The sequence below is a fragment of the Halomonas litopenaei genome, assembly GCF_003045775.1.
In the GTDB taxonomy this organism is placed as follows: Bacteria; Pseudomonadota; Gammaproteobacteria; order Pseudomonadales; family Halomonadaceae; genus Halomonas; species Halomonas litopenaei.
The window spans coordinates 24,226-42,294 of the sequence record NZ_PXNS01000011.1; the positions used below are offsets into that span (position 1 = coordinate 24,226).

Annotated in this window: 13 protein-coding genes; 1 reads left to right on the forward strand and 12 read right to left on the reverse strand. The window is 66.6% G+C overall.

Annotation, left to right across the window (positions count from 1 at the left end; translation table 11 throughout):
* Window positions 1-52: 52 nt before the first annotated feature.
* The 11 genes from C6W88_RS16955 to tmpA form a co-directional block, all read right to left on the reverse strand.
* Window positions 53-4,702 (reverse strand): DUF4347 domain-containing protein, encoded by a 4,650-nt coding sequence (locus C6W88_RS16955; RefSeq protein ID WP_108133339.1) that lies wholly within the window; start codon window positions 4,700-4,702, stop codon window positions 53-55.
* 461 nt (window positions 4,703-5,163) lie between these two features.
* Entirely contained in the window at window positions 5,164-5,904 is a 741-nt protein-coding gene (locus C6W88_RS16960; protein WP_108133340.1) for an ABC transporter permease, read from the reverse strand.
* Window positions 5,905-6,093: 189 nt separating this feature from the next.
* On the reverse strand, window positions 6,094-6,807 hold the full coding sequence (locus C6W88_RS16965; protein WP_045994541.1) for an ABC transporter permease: 714 nt from the start codon (window positions 6,805-6,807) through the stop codon (window positions 6,094-6,096).
* A 275-nt stretch (window positions 6,808-7,082) separates the two neighbouring features.
* Window positions 7,083-7,925, reverse strand: coding sequence for a transporter substrate-binding domain-containing protein (locus C6W88_RS16970; protein WP_045994542.1), 843 nt, complete (start codon window positions 7,923-7,925; stop codon window positions 7,083-7,085).
* A 30-nt stretch (window positions 7,926-7,955) separates the two neighbouring features.
* Window positions 7,956-8,768, reverse strand: a complete 813-nt coding sequence (locus C6W88_RS16975) for an amino acid ABC transporter ATP-binding protein (RefSeq protein ID WP_108133341.1) — start codon at window positions 8,766-8,768, stop codon at window positions 7,956-7,958.
* A 7-nt stretch (window positions 8,769-8,775) separates the two neighbouring features.
* Window positions 8,776-9,960, reverse strand: a complete 1,185-nt coding sequence (locus C6W88_RS16980; RefSeq protein ID WP_108133342.1) for a pyridoxal phosphate-dependent aminotransferase — start codon at window positions 9,958-9,960, stop codon at window positions 8,776-8,778.
* A complete protein-coding gene (locus tag C6W88_RS16985) occupies window positions 9,957-10,712 on the reverse strand; it encodes a class II aldolase/adducin family protein (protein WP_108133343.1) in 756 nt (251 codons plus the stop codon). Before C6W88_RS16985 ends, C6W88_RS16980 begins: the two co-directional genes overlap by 4 nt.
* Window positions 10,709-11,659 (reverse strand): ABC transporter substrate-binding protein, encoded by a 951-nt coding sequence (locus tag C6W88_RS16990; RefSeq protein WP_052704501.1) that lies wholly within the window; start codon window positions 11,657-11,659, stop codon window positions 10,709-10,711. The genes C6W88_RS16985 and C6W88_RS16990 overlap by 4 nt, the downstream gene beginning before the upstream one ends.
* 94 nt (window positions 11,660-11,753) lie before the next feature.
* Complete coding sequence (locus C6W88_RS16995; RefSeq protein ID WP_108133345.1) at window positions 11,754-13,460, reverse strand: 5-guanidino-2-oxopentanoate decarboxylase; 1,707 nt, start codon at window positions 13,458-13,460, stop codon at window positions 11,754-11,756.
* Complete coding sequence (locus tag C6W88_RS17000; RefSeq protein ID WP_181248663.1) at window positions 13,457-14,080, reverse strand: HD domain-containing protein; 624 nt, start codon at window positions 14,078-14,080, stop codon at window positions 13,457-13,459. Before C6W88_RS17000 ends, C6W88_RS16995 begins: the two co-directional genes overlap by 4 nt.
* Before the next feature lie 17 nt (window positions 14,081-14,097).
* Entirely contained in the window at window positions 14,098-15,279 is a 1,182-nt protein-coding gene (gene tmpA, locus C6W88_RS17005; protein WP_108133347.1) for a 2-trimethylaminoethylphosphonate dioxygenase, read from the reverse strand.
* A 316-nt stretch (window positions 15,280-15,595) separates the two neighbouring features.
* Here tmpA and C6W88_RS17010 point away from each other — a divergent pair, with 316 nt between their 5' ends.
* Window positions 15,596-16,648, forward strand: a complete 1,053-nt coding sequence (locus tag C6W88_RS17010) for a GlxA family transcriptional regulator (RefSeq protein ID WP_231498689.1) — start codon at window positions 15,596-15,598, stop codon at window positions 16,646-16,648.
* Window positions 16,649-16,668: 20 nt separating this feature from the next.
* Here the strand turns inward: C6W88_RS17010 and C6W88_RS17015 are convergent, their stop codons facing one another.
* The gene (locus tag C6W88_RS17015; RefSeq protein WP_108133349.1) at window positions 16,669-17,937 is read right to left on the reverse strand and encodes a TauD/TfdA family dioxygenase; all 1,269 of its coding nucleotides are present in this window, start codon (window positions 17,935-17,937) and stop codon (window positions 16,669-16,671) included.
* Window positions 17,938-18,069 lie beyond the last annotated feature (132 nt).

Genomic DNA, 18,069 nt, shown 5'->3' on the forward strand with positions numbered 1-18,069 from the left:
GGTTGGCCGTCTCCGGGAGAATGGTGAGACCTTCATCGACCTGAATCGTCAGTTAATAGTTGTCCGTAGTGCCTTCGGGCAGCAGCGCCACCACCCGGTAGCGGATGATTTCACCCACCGCGACGTCTTCGCGGGTGTCGCCGGTCGGGTCTGCAGCTGCGGTGCTGTCCAGCCCGCCGACGCGGGACACCTGCAGTGTCTGAGCGATCGGGATCGCCTGGATATCGATCTGCCGATAGTCGTTGAGGGAGCCATCCCCCAGTTCCCCGTTGGCCCCTGTACGTTCGGAATCGTTGCTGGAGCTGGTGTCATCGAGACTGGTCCAGTCGACCCGGGCCTCGGAGGTGAGGTTCGCCAGATCCGCGGCAGTGGCGCCCACGGTGCCACCGATGGTCAGGGTGATGGAATGGCCGGTACGCAGGTCGAGATCGAATCCACTCTTGAGGCTGAGTAGATAGCCGTCGGTGTCGTTGCCGGTGATCTCGAAGTCACCCACGGCGGGCCCGTTGGCATCGCTGAAACTCACCGCCTCAAGGCTGACGCCGTCGAGTTCAGCAGGTAGCTGGACAGACAGCCCCAGGTCGAAGGCGTCGACCCCCGAGGTGTTCGAAAAGGTGACGGCGTACTCGATGGCGTCACCAGAGTCGACTCCGAGACCCGGGTCGGAGGGAGTGGTCAGCGCCTGTTCGATGCTGACCGTGGGTTCCACCAGGGTGGTGGTCGGACCCTTACCGGGCTGACTGACGTCGCGATCCACGGCGGTGGCGCCGTTGATCTCGTCGCCGTCGACGTCCTGATAGGTCAGGCCCGCCTTGTGTTCGTGTTCGGTGCCTTGCTGGTTGTTGAGGGTGTTGGTGGCAATCAGGCGGACGCGCAGAACAAAGGTATTGTTGCCGGTGTCGTTGTCGCCGGTGGCGCCGGCGGCGCTGAAGGTGAACTGGCCATCGACGCCATCGACGCCATCGACGCCTAGGGTGCCTCCACTGCCGGCAAGGCCTGAGACGGAGACGCTGCCGGCGAAGTTGGCGCTTAAGTTGTTGCTGTCGGCGGATGCGGTAATCAGCCGATAGCCGGATCCGTTGTAGGAGGTATCCAGCGCCATGCCCGGCGGTATCAGGTCATTGACCCTGAGTTCCTGGGTAGTGCCTTCCGGCAGGGTCACCACGATGTCGTAGAACATCGACTCGCCGACCACCAGATCGGCGCCGTCGGTATGGCTGGCACTTGAGTCGTTATCAGTGGCGGCGCCGCCGTCCGCGAAGGTGGTCGTGATGGTTGGCGCCGCCACCTGCTGGGTCGCGTCGTCCTCGAGGTCCGTCGGGGTAAAGTCGGTGCCGCCGTCGACGCTTGCATAGTTGGTGAGCGTTGCCGTGGTGCCGAGGGTGCGACTGGCGCTGACCGCCGCGGCCACGGTCACGTCGTAGGTGATGACGATGATGTTGGTGCCGGCGGCGTCGCTGGCGCTGCCATCCCGCCCGGCCTGCAGGGTGGCCTGGCCGCCGGCATCCAGCAGGGTGATGGTGGTACCACTGACGCTATAGTCGGTGCCCTCGATCAGCACGCTGCCGTCACCGAGCGTCAGGGTCAGGTTGGCACTACCCAGGCTGTCGCCGACAAAGTCCAGGTCCGTGGGCAGTTCGATCTCGGTCGTCACGTCGAAGGCGCCGCCGCCGCCGGTGTTCTCGAGCAGGGTGGCCAGGCGCAGGGTGTCGCCGGCGTCGATGTCGGTGACGTCGCCGTCCACCGCCGCCGGGTCGGTGATGCTGCCGGTGAAGGGCGCACCCGCCGAGCCGGGCGCATTCCAGCTGCCGCTGGTGCCGCTGACGCTGCCGTTGGTCGAAGACACCACCCCATGGGTGATGGTGACGACCGGCTCGGCCACCGATTGCACCTTGACCACGTCCTGGGTCACCAGTTCGGTCTGGTCGAGGGTGGTGGTCTGGCGCGATTCGGCCAGCACATCCAGCGAGCGGCCGTCGGCGAAGGGCTGATCCCCCACCGTCATGGTAAAGCTCAAGGCGATGGTGCTGGCCTCTGTCGTGGACAGGTCTGCCAGGGTAAAGACGATGGCATTGCCGGGACCGCTCGCTACGCTGGTGATCTCGCCCGCCCAGCTGTTGTCCGCTGCCAGGGACCACTGGCCGGAGTCAGTACCTTGCGTCCAGCTGATGCCCGAGGTGTCGAGCAGCGGCAGCGGCAGGTAGGCGATCAACTGGAAGTTCTCGTGGTCGCCGGTGACCAGCTCGTAGCGCAGGGTGAAGGTCACCTCGTCGCCGGGGGCCAGTTCGCTGACGCCTCCTTCGATGGCGATGTCCACCTGGCTGGTGGGCACCGTCAGTTCGGTGCTGGAGTCGTCGGTCTCGCTATCGCCGGTCAGGTTGTTCGGGTTGAGCAGCAGGGTGGCATCGACCTCGGCGGCATTGCCCAGGCTGTCGCCTTCGTTGATGGTAGGGTGGTCGGTCACGTCCTCGTCTGCATAGGCGTCGTCGATGACCGCGCGATAGCTGATCAGCGCACGGGTGGCGCCGGCGTCGATCACCCCATCGAAGGCGGCGTCGCCGGCGAGCCAGGCCTGGTCACCCAGAGCGTTCTGGATCGACAGGGCGATATCGAAGCCAAGGGTGGTGGTGCCATCGGCATTGACGCTGGTGGTGACCACCAGATCGATGGTGGTGGCGTCATCACCGCTGTAGAGGATCAGCGTCGGGGTGCCCTCGAGGGTCTGGCCGTCGCCGAGGGTATCGGTGACGACAAACTGACCAACGAGCTGGGTGTCCTCGCCAAAGGCGAAGTAGTCCGACAGCGCCATCTCCAGCTGGTATTCCAGGGTGTCACCCGGAGTCAGGCCGCTGGTGCCGGTATCGATGGCCAGGGTGGCGGTCTTTTCCAGGGTGATCGACTTGGCAACGAAGCTCAGCTCATCGCCGGTACCCTCGAAGCTGACCTTGCCGTCGGGATCGTCGGGATTGCGGTCGCGATCGTCCAGCGGCAGCCAGACGCCGCTGCCGGTGGGGGCGCCGAACTTGATCGTGGTGTCGTTGCCAGTCACCGGGTCGAGGACAGGGGCGCCGTTGGCATCGGTCTCCGGCACATAGAAGTCGACCCGGCTGGACTGGGCCTCGGTGAGGTTGTCGTAGGTCACCGTGTAGGAGGTGATGAAGGCATCGCTGTCGATCAGCGCCTGTATGGTCAGGTCACCGGTGTAGGTGTTGCCGCTGGCCAGGGTGATGGAGGTCAGGGTGCCGTTGCCGGGATCGATGGCGGTGACCTGAACGTTGTCCGGAACCGGCTGGGTGATGACTACGTCGGTCAGGGTCTGGGCGGTGGCCCCGGCGCCTGCCGGGCGCACCGTGGTGACCAGGCTGTGGGGGTAGTTCTCGCCGGTGGTGGTGTCGCCCTCGCTCATGTCGAGGCTCTGCTCCACCGCGATGACCGTGGGGGTGATGGTGAAGGCGACCGCGCTACCGATCAGGCTGGGGTCCTGCTCCGGGTTGGACAGGGCATCGTTGCCGAGCTCGAAGCCGGCCATGGCCTGGATGACCAGGTCCGGGCTGCCGTTGGTCTGGGAGGTGTCAGCCAGCTCACTGAGCTGGCCGGTAAAGGTGACGTCGATGCTTGGCTGGTCGCTGGTCAGGCTGGCGAAGGGCAGCGCCGCCACCACCAGGGTGTCGCCGGCCTGGGCGCCATAGGCCGAGGCCAGCACGGTGATCGGTTCGCCATTGGCGTCCTTTGCCAGGGGATGCACCGCCTCGCCGTTGGCGTCGAAGGTCACCTGGTAGAGGTCGAGTTGCCCTCCCAGGTAGCTTGCCGAGGTGATGACAATGCCATCGTCGACCTCGGCGCCGGCGCCGTCCTTGCCGGTAGCGGGCACGATCAACTGGACAAAGGGGGCGTAGCCCTCCTGGGCGGTGGAGGCATTGGACACGCTGACGGTGAACTGAAATTCCTCGCCCAGCGGCACCTCCGCGGCAGATTCGCCGAGCGACGCCGTCGGCTCGGCGTCGGCCAGCAGGCCATCCAAGGGTGCCAGGGCGGCGAGTGCCACGCCACGGTCGTCAGCCAGTTGCCCCTGTTGACGCTCCAGCTCCCAGTCGCCGCCCAGGCCACTGTGGCCGGTATCATCGGTGGAGGCGCCCACGTCCATGCCGGTGGCGCTGGCGAGACCTTCCACCAGTTCGAGCCCAGCGTCGGTGGCGCCGATGCGACAGCCGTAGAGCAGCAGGTCGGCGTCGGCCGTCAGTGCCTCGCGCCACTGGCCGAGGCTCGCCGTCAGGCTCGTGAGAGTGTCGTTGCCGACCAGGGTATCGCCGAGCTGAAACTGGCCTGAGGCGCCGTGGCTGAAGATCTCCACGCTCTCGACCTGGTCCATGCCGGCCAGGGCAGCGGTGATGGCCTCGATACCGTTCTCGTCGGCGTCGACCTCGAGCAGTTCGGCGTCGTCGGCAAGACCCTCGCGGATCGTCTGGCGCTGGGCGTCGGAGAGGCGTGCGTCCACCACCACCAGATGGCGAGCCGGCGCTCCGCTACCACGGGGGCTGTCGCTGTCGCCCTGGGTGGCCGGTGCCTGGCCGTCGCCGTCCGTTGGCTGCTGGTTGGGTTTCCCACCGTCGCCATCGCTGGCGGGGTCGGGGGTGGCCGCCATGGCGCCATCGAACAGCAGGCGTGGCTCCAGCGCGATCAGCCGTGAACGAGTTCCCTTCATACCGACTCCTGCCTTTCCTTGTTGTCACTGTATCGATGGCAGATGACGCTTTTAATGCCATATCTGCACAATACTCTAAACATAGACGTTGATTCTCATTCTGTGCCGAAAAAGTGGAGGAGTGGCTACGCGGATCAGGACGGTAGTGACAAGGCTATGGTAGGCGGCTGGCGCCAAGGCCCCAGCCCTTCACTCGAGGGCTGGCAGGGCCCTTTTTTGGGGGAGGGCGAACGTCAGGAATGCCCGCTGAAGCAAATAACGTGAGGGTTAACGCCGAAAACGATGTGGAACCACTGACGTTTCCGGGGAGGAATGCCGGAGGGGGCAAGCCGAGCAGGCGCGTGAGGAAAAGGGGAAAAGGCGCCCTGTGCCGGCGGTCGATCGACATTGGCAGGCACAGGGAAAGGCGGGAAGGTCACATCGACATGGGCGTCGATGCCGGTGCGGATGGCGAAGCGCCTTTACACCCGACGAGGTTGTCCAAAGGGGCGCCAGGCGCGACGTACCGGTTGTACCCCCGGGAAGTGGTGTTCGACCTGACGCAGGCACAGCGTCAGCACGATGGTCAGCAGCAGATAGACGGCGGCGATCAGCAGCAGTGGTTCGTAGGTCAGGAAGGTCTCGTCGCGAATGATGTTGGCGGCCTGGAGCAGATCCATCATGGCGATGGTCGAGACCAGCGGGATCGACTTCAGCAGCAGGATCATCTCGCCGGTGAGGGTGGGCAGACACAACTGTACCGCGCGGGGTAGCCACAGACGCCAGAATACCTGGAACGGGTTGAGGCCGAAGGCCCGCCCGGCCTCGCGCTCGCCTGGCGGTACGCTGAGCAGGGCGCCGCGCAGGATCTCGCCGCTGTAGGCGCCGACCGAGAGGGTGAAGGTAAGGGTGGCGTAGAAGAACGGGTCGCGCAGCAAGCCCCAGAAGATGCTGTCCTGGATGCCGGGGATGCCTTCCAGCAGCCGACCCACCCCGTAGTAGAAGAAGAACAGCTGCACCAGCAATGGGGTGCCGCGAATGACCGAGGTCACCGCCGTGGCCGTCCAGGCCAGCGGTCGGGGGCCCCTGATGCGTGCCATGGCCATGCCGATGGCCAGGGTGAGGCCGGCGATGGCCGATACCAGCAGCAGCCACAGGGTATTGATCAGGCCTTCGATGAGGTATTCCTGATAGAAAGGGTCGCTCAACCAGCCGAAGTCCATGTCAGGTCTCCCGGGGCTGGAGGTGAGAATGGGGCTGGCCGCGTTTGACACGCCGTGAACGTCCAAAGGGCGCAATGAAATGACACCAGCGCATATCAGGTCTCCCGGGGCTGAAGGTGAGAGTGGGGCTGGCCGCGTTTGACACGCCGTGAACGACCAAAGGGCGCAGTGAAATGACACCAGCGCATATCAGGTCTCCTGACTCTGGGGTTGTCCACGCCTGACCCGGCGCTCGATCAGCGCGAAGACCAGGTTGGACGACAGCGTCATCATCAGATAGAGCACGCCGGCGGCAGCGTAGAACAGAAAATGCGCACGGGTGCTGGCGGCGGCCTGTTGGATGGTGAAGAACAGTTCGCTGTAGCCGATCACGCTGATCAGGGCGGTGTCCTTGATCAGGATCAGCCAGAGGTTCGACATCCCTGGCAGGGCGTTGGGCAGCATCGCCGGCAGGGTGATGTGGAGAAAGCGTGCCCAGGGGGAAAAGCCGAAGGCGTCGGCGGCCTCGAGCTGGCCCTTGGGGATGGCCGAGATGGCGCCGCGGAAAACCTCTGTCATGTAGGCGCCCTGGACGAAGGCCAGCACCCCCACGGCGGTGACGAAGCCGTTGATGGCGACCTGCCCGGGCAGGCCCAGGGCGTTGGTCAGGGCGGTCAGCGCCTGGGAGCCGGCATAGTAAAGCAGGATGATCAGCAGAAGCTCCGGCACCGCACGCACGCCGGTGGAATAAGCGCCGCCGATTCCGCGCAGCCAGGCGTGTCGGGACAGCCGGCAGGCGGCACCGACAAAGCCAAGCAGCACGCCGATGGCGTAGGCCAGGCAGGCGATCTGCAGGGTGGTGAGGGCGCCGTCGAGGATCGGTCCGGCCCAGTCGGCCAGCCCCTCCTGAGAAGCGTTGTTCATGGGGCATTCTCGTCGTGGGTGAAAGTCGCGATGGCAGGGGGCCTGGTGCGCATCCGGCGGCTGTTGCCGGCGTTCGCCCAGGCCCCGGCCTCAGGCAGAAGCGTCGTTCACACGAGCGCGTCGCCGATAGGTCCTGTGCTTTAGACGAAAAGTCGACGAGCGATGGTTAGACAAGGCAAAAATCGGTGAGAAAGCGCAGTTTACGTTTGTAAATGAGCATTTTGACCCGATTTTTAACGCCGTATTACCGAGCGCAGACACTTTTCGTACAGGCCCTAGCCCACGCAGACGTCGGTGCCGAAGTAGCGCTCGGACAGCTCGCTGCAGATGCCCTGCTGATTGACCGCCTCGATGGCGGCGTTGACGTCCTCGGTCAGGGCGTCGTCCTCCTGGCGCAGGCCGATGCCGACGCCTTCACCGTAGGCCTCGTGGTGCGGCGCCGTGGCCTTGATCTCGAAGTCCGCGGCTTCATCGCGTTCGACCAGCTCGGTCATGGCGATCTCGTCGGCCAGGATCAGGTCCAGGCGGCCGGAGAGCAGGTCGCGATTGACCTGTTCGGCCTGGTCGTACAGACGGATGTCGACGCCGCTATCGCGAAGGGCGCGACGGGCGTAGGTGGCGTTGGTGGTGGCGCTCTGCACCCCCAGCACCTTGCCGTCCAGGCCCTCGGGCGGCTCGATGTCCAGTGAGCGGGCGGCGACGTAGGCACCGGGGGTGAAGTAGTAGGGCGAGCTGAAGTCGATGACCCGCAGGCGCTTCTCGGTGATCGACATGGAGTTCATGATCATGTCGATGCGTCCGGCCTTGAGCGAGGGGATGATACCGCTCCAGCCGGTCGGGGTGATCTCGCACTCACGGCCCATCTGGTCGCAGATGGCCGATGCCAGTTCCACCTCGAAACCGGTCCAGTCACCGTCGGAGGAGGTGTAGGTGAAGGGCGGATAGGGTTCGGCGGAGATGCCGATCTTGAGGGGCTCGCCAGCGTCCTGGTTGGCTGCCTGGTCGGTCGCATGGGCGCTGCCGATGGTGGCGGCGCCGAGGGTCGTGGCGAGCGCGACGCCCAGGGCAAGGCGACGAGCGAGGTCGGCTGACGGGCGCAGGGGATGGGATACGGTCATGGGAACTCCTGGTTGTTGTGTGACTGGCAGTCAAGCTGCGGGGGCGATGAAGCGCCGGCAGCGTTCGTTGTCGCTGTGTTCGAAGATGCGCTCGGGGGGGCCGGCTTCGCCGACGACGCCGCGGTCGAGAAACACGATCTGGTCGGATACCTCCCGGGCGAAGGCCATCTCGTGGGTCACCATCAGCATGGTGCGCCCCTCGTCGGCCAGGCCGCGGATGACCCCTAGCACCTCGTTGACCCTCTCCGGGTCCAGCGCCGAGGTAGGCTCGTCGAACAGCAGGATCTCGGGCTCCATGGCCAGCGCTCGGGCGATGGCCACGCGCTGCTGCTGGCCACCGGAGAGAAACGCCGGGTAGGCGTCGGCACGCTCGGCCATGCCGACGCGCTCCAGATAGTGGGCGGCCAGGGCGTTGGCCTTCCTGCGTGAGATTCCCTTGACCCGCACCGGGGCCTCGCTGACGTTGCCGAGCACGGTCAGGTGCGGCCAGAGGTTGAACTGCTGGAATACCATGGAGACCTTGCCGCGCAGGCGTTGCAGCTGATGGCGACTGAGCGGCATGTCGGTATGGCTGCTGCGGGGGCCCTGCTCGGTGAAGCGGATGCGTTCATCGGCGATGGAGAGGCTGCCCTGCTGGGGTCGCTCCAGCAGGTTCATGCAGCGCAGCAGGGTGCTCTTGCCGGAGCCACTGGCGCCGATGATGGTGGTCACAGTGCCTTCGGCGACGCTCAGGGAGACGTCGCGCAGCACGCTGGTGTCCCCGTAGCGCTTGACGAGGTGACGAGCCTCGACCACGGGGGAGGTCGGGCTCAAGTCGTCGCTGGTGGTGACGGATGGTGGCATAGGCGACTCAGGGGCTGGTGACAAGACAGGCATCGGCAAACTCACGAAGCCGTGTTGCGGCGCGACTCAGGCGCTCCGGGGGCTGGGTCAGGCTCAGCCTCACAAAGCCAGCCGCCGAGGGGCCGAAGGCCTCGCCGGACAGCACCGAGATGCCGCAGTCATCGAGCAGGCCATCGGCGAACTCGGCCGATGACAGACCAGTGGCGCGGATGTCGACCATCACGAACATGCCGGCGTCCGGGCAGATCGCCTTGACCGAGTCGGCACCGTCTAGGGCGCGGCAGACGCTGTCGCGGCGTTCACGGTAGGCGGCGTGCATGGTGGCAAGCTCGGGGAGGTCGCTGTCGAGCGCGGTGATCGCCGCGTCCTGGATAAAGTCCGGGCAGCCGTACAGCATGCACAGCGCCAGATTGTCCAGGTGCTCGATCAGCGCCTCGGGCGCGACCACCCAGCCCAGCCGCCAGCCGGTCATGGCGTGGGACTTGGACAGGCTAGAGATCACCACGCTGCGATTGGCCATGTCGGGCAGCGCCAGCGGGCTGTGGTGCTCGCCCTCGAAGATCAGCTCGGCGTAGACCTCGTCGGAGATCAGCCAGAGGTCATGGCGGTGACACAGCTCGGCGATCTGCTCCCACTGCTGCCGGGTCATCGACTGGCCGGTGGGGTTGTGGGGGCTGTTGAGCAGGATCGCCCGGGTGTTGTCGGTGATCGCGGCGGCGATATCGGCCACGTCGAGTCGAAAGCCGGCCTCTGGCCGCAGCGGCACTCGGGCCAGTCGTGCACCGGTCGACTGGATCACCGCCTCGTAGGTGACGTAGCTCGGCTCCGGCACGATCACCTCGTCGCCAGGGTCGAGCAGGCACTGGGCGGTGGCGTAGAGCCCGCACTGGGCGCCGGCCATCACGATCAGTCGCTCGGGGGACACCTCGACACCCTGATGGCGACGATAGTGGCGGCTGATGGCTTCGCGCAGCTCACCCTTGCCCTGGACGTCGGCATAGTGGGTCGCGCCGCGGTCGAGGCTTTGCTTGGCCGCCTCGATGATCGGGGCGGGGGTGGTGAAGTCGGGATCGCCCACCGACAGTACGGTGATGTCTTCACCGCTGGCCTGGCGCTTCAGCGCACGCACATGGATGTCCCAGGCGGCGGCGCCTTCGCCGGCGATGCGTTGGGTCAGGGCGGAGACTTTCATGGTGAAGGGTCCTTGTTGTCGGAAGCGGCGGGAGCGTCGATGCCGAGGCGGCGCAGTTCCGCCCGCCAGGCAAGCTCGGTGCCCTGGGGGCTCGCGGCCCAGTCGTCGTACTGGCGGGCGACCTTTTCGCAAAGCTCAGGACTGGCGCTGACCAGCGCCGCCCCGGTGGCCTGGGCCGCGAGCTGGGCCTGGCAGGAGCGCTCCAGGTCGCGCATGCGCAGAAAGGCGTCGCCGACGCTTTCGCCGACCACCAGCAGGCCGTGCTGGCGCAGGATCATGCTCATGTGCTCGCCGAGGTCACGTACCAGCCGTTGGCGCTCGTCCAGGTCGAGGGCGATGCCCTCGTAGTCGTGATAGCCGATGCGCCGATAGAACTGCATCGCCCACTGGTTCAGTGGCGCGAGGCCCTGCTCGAGGCAGGACACGGCGACCCCGGCGACGCTGTGGGAGTGCAGTACACAGTGGGCGTCGGGACGCGCCGCGTGGATGGCGCTGTGGATGGTAAAGCCGGCCGGGTTGATGCCGAGGCCGGTGGGATCGTCGAGCACCTGGCCGTGCTCGTCGACAGTCACCAGAGAGTCGGCGGTGACCTCCTCGAAGCGCAGACCGAAGGCATTGAGCAGGAAGCGCCCCGGCCCGACTCGCGCCGAGATATGGGTCGAGATGCCATCGTCCATGCCATCCATGGCCATCAGCCGGTAGGCGGCGGCCAGGTCGCGGCGGATGCGCTGCTGGCGGCTGTCTTCGCTCACAGGCTCGCCTCCAGGGCGGCCAGGGCGTCATCGCCGTCGCGGGTGGTGACGCCTTCGAGGAAGGCAGCGCGCTTGTCGGGATGCTGCTCGAGCCACTCTCGGGCGACCTCGTCGAGGTCACGCTCCTCGAGGCTGAAGGCCTTGATGAACTCGCTCTGCTCATGCGCGCTGAACACGAACTGGTCGAGCAGTCGGGTCAGGTTGGGATTGGCCTCGGCGAACTCGCTGGCGACGATGGTCTTGACGTCGCTGCGGCCGTTGTCGGGGCCGAACACGCCTTCGCTGTCGTCGAGAATGTGCACGTCGTACTCGGGGATCATCCAGTGGGGCGTCCAGCCGTAGAAGACGATCCAGCGCTGTTCGTTCACCGCCGCCTTGACTTCGCTGAGCATGCCGGGGGTCGAGGAGGACATGACCTCCCAGTCACCGAGCCCGTGGGTGTCGCTGTCGATGGCGGCGTGGATGAAGTCGGTCACGGTGGAGCCGCTTTCGATCGAGTAGAAGGTGTGCTCGAAGCGCTCGGCGTTCTGCGCCTCGCCCAACTGGGAAGCGTCGGTGATACCGGCCTCGGCCACGTAGCCGGGCACGGCGAATCCCATGCGCGCGCCGGTCACGTTGTTGCCTAGATCGACGATGGCGTCCGCCGCCATGGCGGCGTCGTAGCTTTCCTGCTGGGCCGGCAGCCAGCCGGCCAGAAAGGCGTCGCTGTCGCCGGTGGTCAGGGTCTTGTAGCCCACCGTGGAGCTGAGCTCCTGGCGTTCGACCTGGTAGCCCAGGGGCGCGACGAGCTGCGCCAGGATCTCGCTCTTGACGGTGACCCCGGGCCAGGGCGGGACGACCAGGCTCAGCTCATCGTCGCGGTCAGCGGCCTGGGCGGAGGCGGCGGCAAGGCCGAGCGCGGCTGCCAGGGCGATGGAACGGGGCTTGTGCGAGAAACATCGAGTCACGGGGAACTCCTTCGTTATTTTATGGATGCATAACTGATGCATAAGTGATGCATGGTCGGGACGCCGTCGATCCGCTCGGTGCCGGCGTCCTGCCTCAGTGTTCGAGCTGGCGACACCAGGCCAGGGCGTCGATCTCGACGATCAGCGGTGAACCGGCATCATTCAGGCTTGAAAGCGCCGACGCCAGGTCGTCGGCGCTGGCGGCCTGACGATAGCGGCAGTCGAAGGCCTGGGCGAGGGCGGCGAAGTCCGGGGGAGCCAGATCGACCCCCACGTGAGCCACACCGTCGGCGCTCATGTAACGGCGTATCTCGTCGTAGCCGTCGTTGTTCCAGATCAGGATCGCCAAGGGCCTTGCCAGGGCGGTGTCGGCGCAGGCCAAATCGCTCGAATCACGGTCGATTGACCCCTGCTCGGCGCGAGCGCGGTCGGCCTCCAGGGCGATATCCCGGGCGGTGGCAAGCTCTCCCAGCACGAACTGCAGGCCGCCGTCGCCGACCAGCGCCACCACCGGCAGATCCGGTCGTGCCAGCCCCGCGCCCAGGGCCGCAGGCAGGCCGTAGCCCAGGGTGCCGAAGCCGGTGGCGGCGTTGAACCAGCGACGTGGCGCCGGGCGTCTGGCCACCACGTTGCCGGCGTACACCGGGCCGGTGGAGTCGCCGACGATAATCGCCTCGGGCAGCACCTCGTCGAGGGTGGTAAACAGCGGCCGATAGCGCGCGAGCTCCGGGTCATCGGCGAGGGCCAGCTCGTGGCGCACGCGCTCGCAGCGCTCGCGACCGACTTCTCGTTGTGGCCGGCCTTCATCTTCGCCGCGTTCCAGTGCGACCAGCAGGGCCTCGGCGGTCAGCCCGATATCGGCCACCAGGGCCAGGTCGGCGATGTGACTGCGCGCCAGCTGCTCGGCGTCCAGATCGACCCGGATCAGGCTGCCCTCGAGCTTGAAACCGTCGTCGAACACCAGGTCGTAGTCGGTCTCGCCGAGTTCGGTGCCAAGGGCCAGGATGACGTCGGCCTGCCGGGCCAGTCGGCGTGTCGCCGGCAGGCTGGCGGTGGCGCCCAGGTCCAGCGGATGGTCGGCACCGAGCAGCCCGCGGGCATTGATGGTGGTCAGGGTGGGGGCGTCCAGGTGTTCGACCAGGGCGGTGACGCTGGTGGCGGCGGCGCAGGCGCCACCTCCCACCAGTACCAGCGGGCGCTGTGCCTCGCCCAGCAGTCGGCTGGCGGCCGCGACGGCCTGGGGCGCTGGCGCCGGTGGAAAGACGCGCATCGCCGCAGGCATCGGTGCCTTGACCGGGGCGGCGAACAGATCGATGGGGATCTCGATATGCACCGGCCCCGGGCGTGCGCCCTGGAACACGGCGAAGGCGCGGGCCAGCACTTCGGGCAGCGCCTCGGGATCGAGCAGGGTATGGCTGAAGCGGGCCACCCCGGCCAGGGTCTGGCCCTGGTGGGGCATCTCGTGGAGACGGCCCTGGCCGCGCCCAAGCGTCGACACGGTATTGACGCTGGAAATCACCAGCATCGGCACCGAATCGGCCAGCGCCTGGCCCATGGCGGTGGCGATATTGGTCATGCCCGGGCCCGTGATGATAAAGCAGGCGGCGGGACGCCCGCTGGCCCGGGCGTAGCCGTCGGCCATGAAACCGGCGCCCTGTTCGTGGCGTGGCGTGACATGACGAAGACCAGAATGCTCAAGGCCCCGGTACAGCTCGACGGTGTGCACGCCGGGAATGCCGAAGACGGTGTCGATCCCCTGGGCCTCGAGCAGCTCGATCAGGCGCTGGGCGCAGGTGGTCATCGGGAGGCCTCCTGGGCATTCGCCTGGGGCTCGGGGCTGGAGTCGCTGTCTTCTACCACGCTCGGCAGGCCGCCGAAGGGTTCGCGGCCCATGACGTTTTCGATCATCGGCAGGAAGGCGTCCAGTGGCAGGGTGTCGTAGTCGGGGTCGAAGCTGGTCTGGTCCCAGTCGTCGCAGAAGCGCACCGTGCGGGCGTAGGCCGGGTGGTCGCGATAGGCCTCACGGGCGTGGCGATCCTGGCCGAAGAAGTGGCGGTAGTGGTAGCCCTGAAACAGCTCGTGGTGACGGATCATCCAGACATTGAGCGGGTCGACGAAAGGCTCGAGGATGGCGGCGGCGATCTCGGCGTGATTGGCCGGGGCCAGGTCGTCGCCGATGTCGTGGAGCAGGGCACAGACCACGGTCTCTTCGTCGGCGCCGTCACGCAGCGCGCGGGTGGCGGTCTGCAGACAGTGCTCGTAGCGGTCCACCGGATAGCCGTGGGTGTCGCCCTTGAGTCGCTCGAGGTGGGCGAGCACACGACGGCAGGCGTCGCTCTGGTAGGCACGAAAGTGGCGGTCGATCAGGCGCCACTCTTCGGCGGTGCTCTGGTCAAAGCGCGCGAAGCGGGCCTGGGTCAGTGCGAGATCGCTGGTGCTCATACGCTGGCCCCCTGGGTGGTTCGTGGGAGGTTGTCGGCGGTACCGGCTTCCGAGTCGTGTGCGGGCTTGAGCCGATCCTTCAGCAACAGGCGTCGACTGGCGGTGCTGTCACGGTCCACGTAGCCCTGGCGCAGGTGGCGTACGCCGCCTTCGAGCTGAAAGGCGGTACGCCCGTGCAGCAGGCGGTAGTTGTCCATGATCAGCATCTCGCCAGGGGACAGCTTGAGTTCGAGGGTAAGCTCGGACGAGCGAATCAGTTGGTAGAAGGCCTTGCGGGCGGCGTAGTAGCGGCGCAGCAGGGCGCTGTCCATCAGGTCGATACGCTCGGTGCGGTTGGAGTAGCGTACCCGCGTCACCTCGCCCCGGGCGTCTAGCTCGATCAGCGGACCTTCGCTCTCCAGACGGGTGGTCTCGTCGTGGTAGCGAAAGCGCGGGGTCACTTCGGTCAGGCAGGCGAAGGCGTCGGGATCCTGCTGACGCAGGCGTCGAGCGGCCTCGAAGCCGTCCACCAGGGTGCTGTCGCCACCATCGGCGGCGTTGGTCAGACAGTGCAGCCAGATGTAACCGGGGATCGGATCGCGATAGGGGTTGTCGGTGTGGGGCTCGAGGCCGCGCTGGGTCATGGTCAGGTCGTAGGCGTTGGCCACCGACTTGACGTCGGCGATGCCGCCCCAGTTGGTCCGGCGCAGCGGGCCGATACGGTCGATCAGCGGCTGCATGCCGTCTTCGCTGACCGGTACGTCCGTGACGCGCACGAAACCGAAGCGATGTAGCTGGTCGAGCAGATCGAGCAGCGCCGGATCGCTTTCCAGTGCTTGCTTGAAGCTGGCCTGCGGGGGTGTGGCGAGCGTCGAGTCCCAGTACACCCGTGAGGCGTTGTCGTCCGAGCGCTGGCAGCGCACGGCATCCTCGAGCTCGTCGATCGTGATGCTGCCTCGATGGCCATCGGAGAAGGCCACGACCAGCCGCTCATCCTGGATTTCTGCCTGGGTGAGGATCAGATCCAGCGGTAGTTCGGCGGCCTCGATCAGACGCTGCCCGGTCTGGGGGTCCAGGGTTTCGGCATCGGGCAGGCGTTCGCGCAGCCACAAGGCATCAAGACGGTGATGCCCTTCACCAAGGGTCAGCGCCAGTTGGCGGCCGTCATCGGTCAGTTGCGGGGGCGTCTGCTGGGTCATCGTCGAGGCTCTCTCCGGATTCGATCGGTCTGGCGTTGTTAAAGGCTCACCAGGTCGAGGAAGGGCGGTTCGACACCTGGCGTCGCTGTCTGGGTTACAGGTTACTGTGCTATTTGGGATACAATTTGATCAAATTCGCCATAGCCTTGATAAAATTCGCCCCATGTCGGACGTTGATCACCACTTGCACAGTGACATAGACAGGCACGCCAACAGCCACGCCAACAGCCACGGCAACGGCCACGCCAAAAGCCAGGCAGACAGCGAGGCCCGCTGGCCCGACAGCCATCCCTATCCGCGCCCGGACTCGCCGCCGCTGTTGTCGCCCGACCAGGCCGAACACACCCTGGACGTGTGGCTGGTGCCCAAGTTTTCGATGCTGACGCTGTTCTGCCTGCTCGAGCCGCTCAGGGTGGCCAACCGTTTTGGTCGGGATCTGTTTGCCTGGCGCCTGCTGTCTGCCGATGGCGAGGCGGTGACGGCCAGCAATGGCGTACGCATCGATGTCGATGGACGTCTGTCCGAGGTTACCGAGGCCGACTGGTACCAGGGGCTGGCGTCCAAGGGGCGTCTGATGGTGGTGTCGTCCTATGAGCCGGAAGCCTGTATCGGTGTCGAGGATCTGGCGTTGCTCAAGCGACTGGCGGCCCATGGCGTCTGGCTTGGGGGGGTGGACACCGCCCCCTTTATCCTGGCCAGGGCGGGCGTACTGGAGGGCTATCCGGTGGCGCTGCACTGGGAAAGCGTGCCGGCCTTTCGCGAGGAGTTCCCTGAGCTGATAGTGCGAGCGGACAGCTACGTCTGGGAAGGCGGACGTCTCACCGGCTCCGGCGGCGCCGCCAGCATCGACATGATGCTCGAGTGGATCGTGACCCTTTATGGTCCTTCGCTGGCCGAGGCGGTGGGGCGACAGATCGTGCATTCGCGGCCTGCGGAGGCGAGGGGAGCCGCAACAGCGCAGCAAGTAGCAGGGAGGGCTGGGGCCAGCACCGGCTGGGTAGCGGATCGGGCTTCGCCCAGGGAGCTGCCGCGTGGGGTGCTGCGCGCACTGGCGGTAATGGAGGCCAATCTCGCCCAGGCGCTGCCGATTCCCGACGTCTGTCGTCTGGCGGGCCTGTCCCAGCGCCAGTTGACCCGGCTATTCGTGCAGGAGTTCGGCGAGACGCCCAAGCAGTGCTATCTGAACATGCGGCTGGACCAGGCCCAGCGGATTCTGGCCGACAGTCGCATTGCGGTGACCGAGGCCGCGGTGGCGGTGGGCTTCAGCCACCTGGCGCACTTCTCCAGAGCCTACCGCAAGCGCTTTGGCGAGGCGCCGAGCGTGACCGCCCGGCGTGGGCTGCGGCCACCGGCGTCGGCGGAAGGCTAGCCGGTGGCCTTGCCTCGCTGCTAGGCCTGTCCGGCCTCGGCCAGTTCCCGCTCGCGGCGACGGCGCTGGACGATGCGATAGCGTGAGCGCACCTCGTCGCGCTCGAGGTAGCAGCCCTGCAGCCAGCGGTGGCCGGAGTCGCCTTCAAAGGCGTCACGAGCGTGCAGCAGGCGGCGATTGTCGAAGATCACCAGGTCGCCGGGGGCGTAGGTGAAGCGCAGGGCGAAACGGGGCTCGCGCAGGCGCTGCTGGAGCGCCATCAGTGCCCGGTAGGCCTCCTCGACCTGGTCGAAATCGGTCATCAGCGGGCCGCGCAGGAAGTCGGCGATGCGCACCTCGAGCAGTTGCTGCTGTTCATCGAGCACGATCATCGGCGAGTGCCAGACGTAGTCGGTGGTCTTGGCGGTATTGGCGTAGCGCCAGTGGACGCGAGTCAGGGTAGCGAAGGCCTCGGGGTCTTCCTCGCGCAGGGCCTCGGCCACCGCGAAACCGTCGAGCATTACCGCCTGGCCGCCGGCCACGCTGTTCTCGAGACAGTGCAGGAACTGAAGACCGGGATGGTACTCGCGGGTCGGCAGGTCCACGTGGGGCGGCAGGGCAATCGAGGTGTAGGCGTTGGAGTCCGGGTCCGGCTTGGCGCGAACGTTGAACAGGGTGCCGAAGTTGGTGGCCCGCAACGGCCCGAAGCGCTCGGCGATGTTCTCCAGGGTGCCGGGCTCGGTGGGCAGGCCGCGCAGCCGCACGAGGCCGTGGCGCAGCAGCGCGTCGAGCGCCGGGGCCAGGATCGTCTCTTCTTCGGGGCTGTCGGCCTGGGTCGTGGTCCAGCCGCCGGCGTCCAGGGTGACCGGTTCCTTGTCCTGGCCGCCGAGCCAGGTCTCGACCGGTACCAGCGGCGCCAGCGGATCCTCGGTGTTGTCGTAGTCGTGGGCTCTCAGCCAGCCGGGGTGAAAGCGCAGGCTGCGCTGTTCCGGCGTCATCAGCAGTTCAACGGCGCCGCTGGTGTCCAGCGTCGCTTGGGCAATTTCCGGCCAGGCGTCCAGGCTCGACAGATCGAGGATGCGCTCCCTTGTCGCCGGATTTATGGTGCTGTCGTCGGCGGCGTTTTCGCGCAGCCAGACGCTGTGATAGCGGCTGACACGGCCGTCCTGCCAGTTCACGGTCAGCACCCTTGGCGTCGAGGCAACGCTTGCGATGGGCACCTCGATCGGCCAGGCGTCATAGTCCGGGGTGCGCGGTAGATCGACCGAGGCGGACTGCTGGTGTTCGCTGGTGTGCTGTGGCTGGTTCATCGGGACTCCGTCGAAGCTGGGACGGGCGCGTGGTGCGTCACGGATGGCAGCGCCCGCGCTGTGCGTCATGGATGGCAGCGCCGACTGGCGCTCAAGTGGGGACCAGCTTGCCTGTCAGGCAGCACCGAAGTC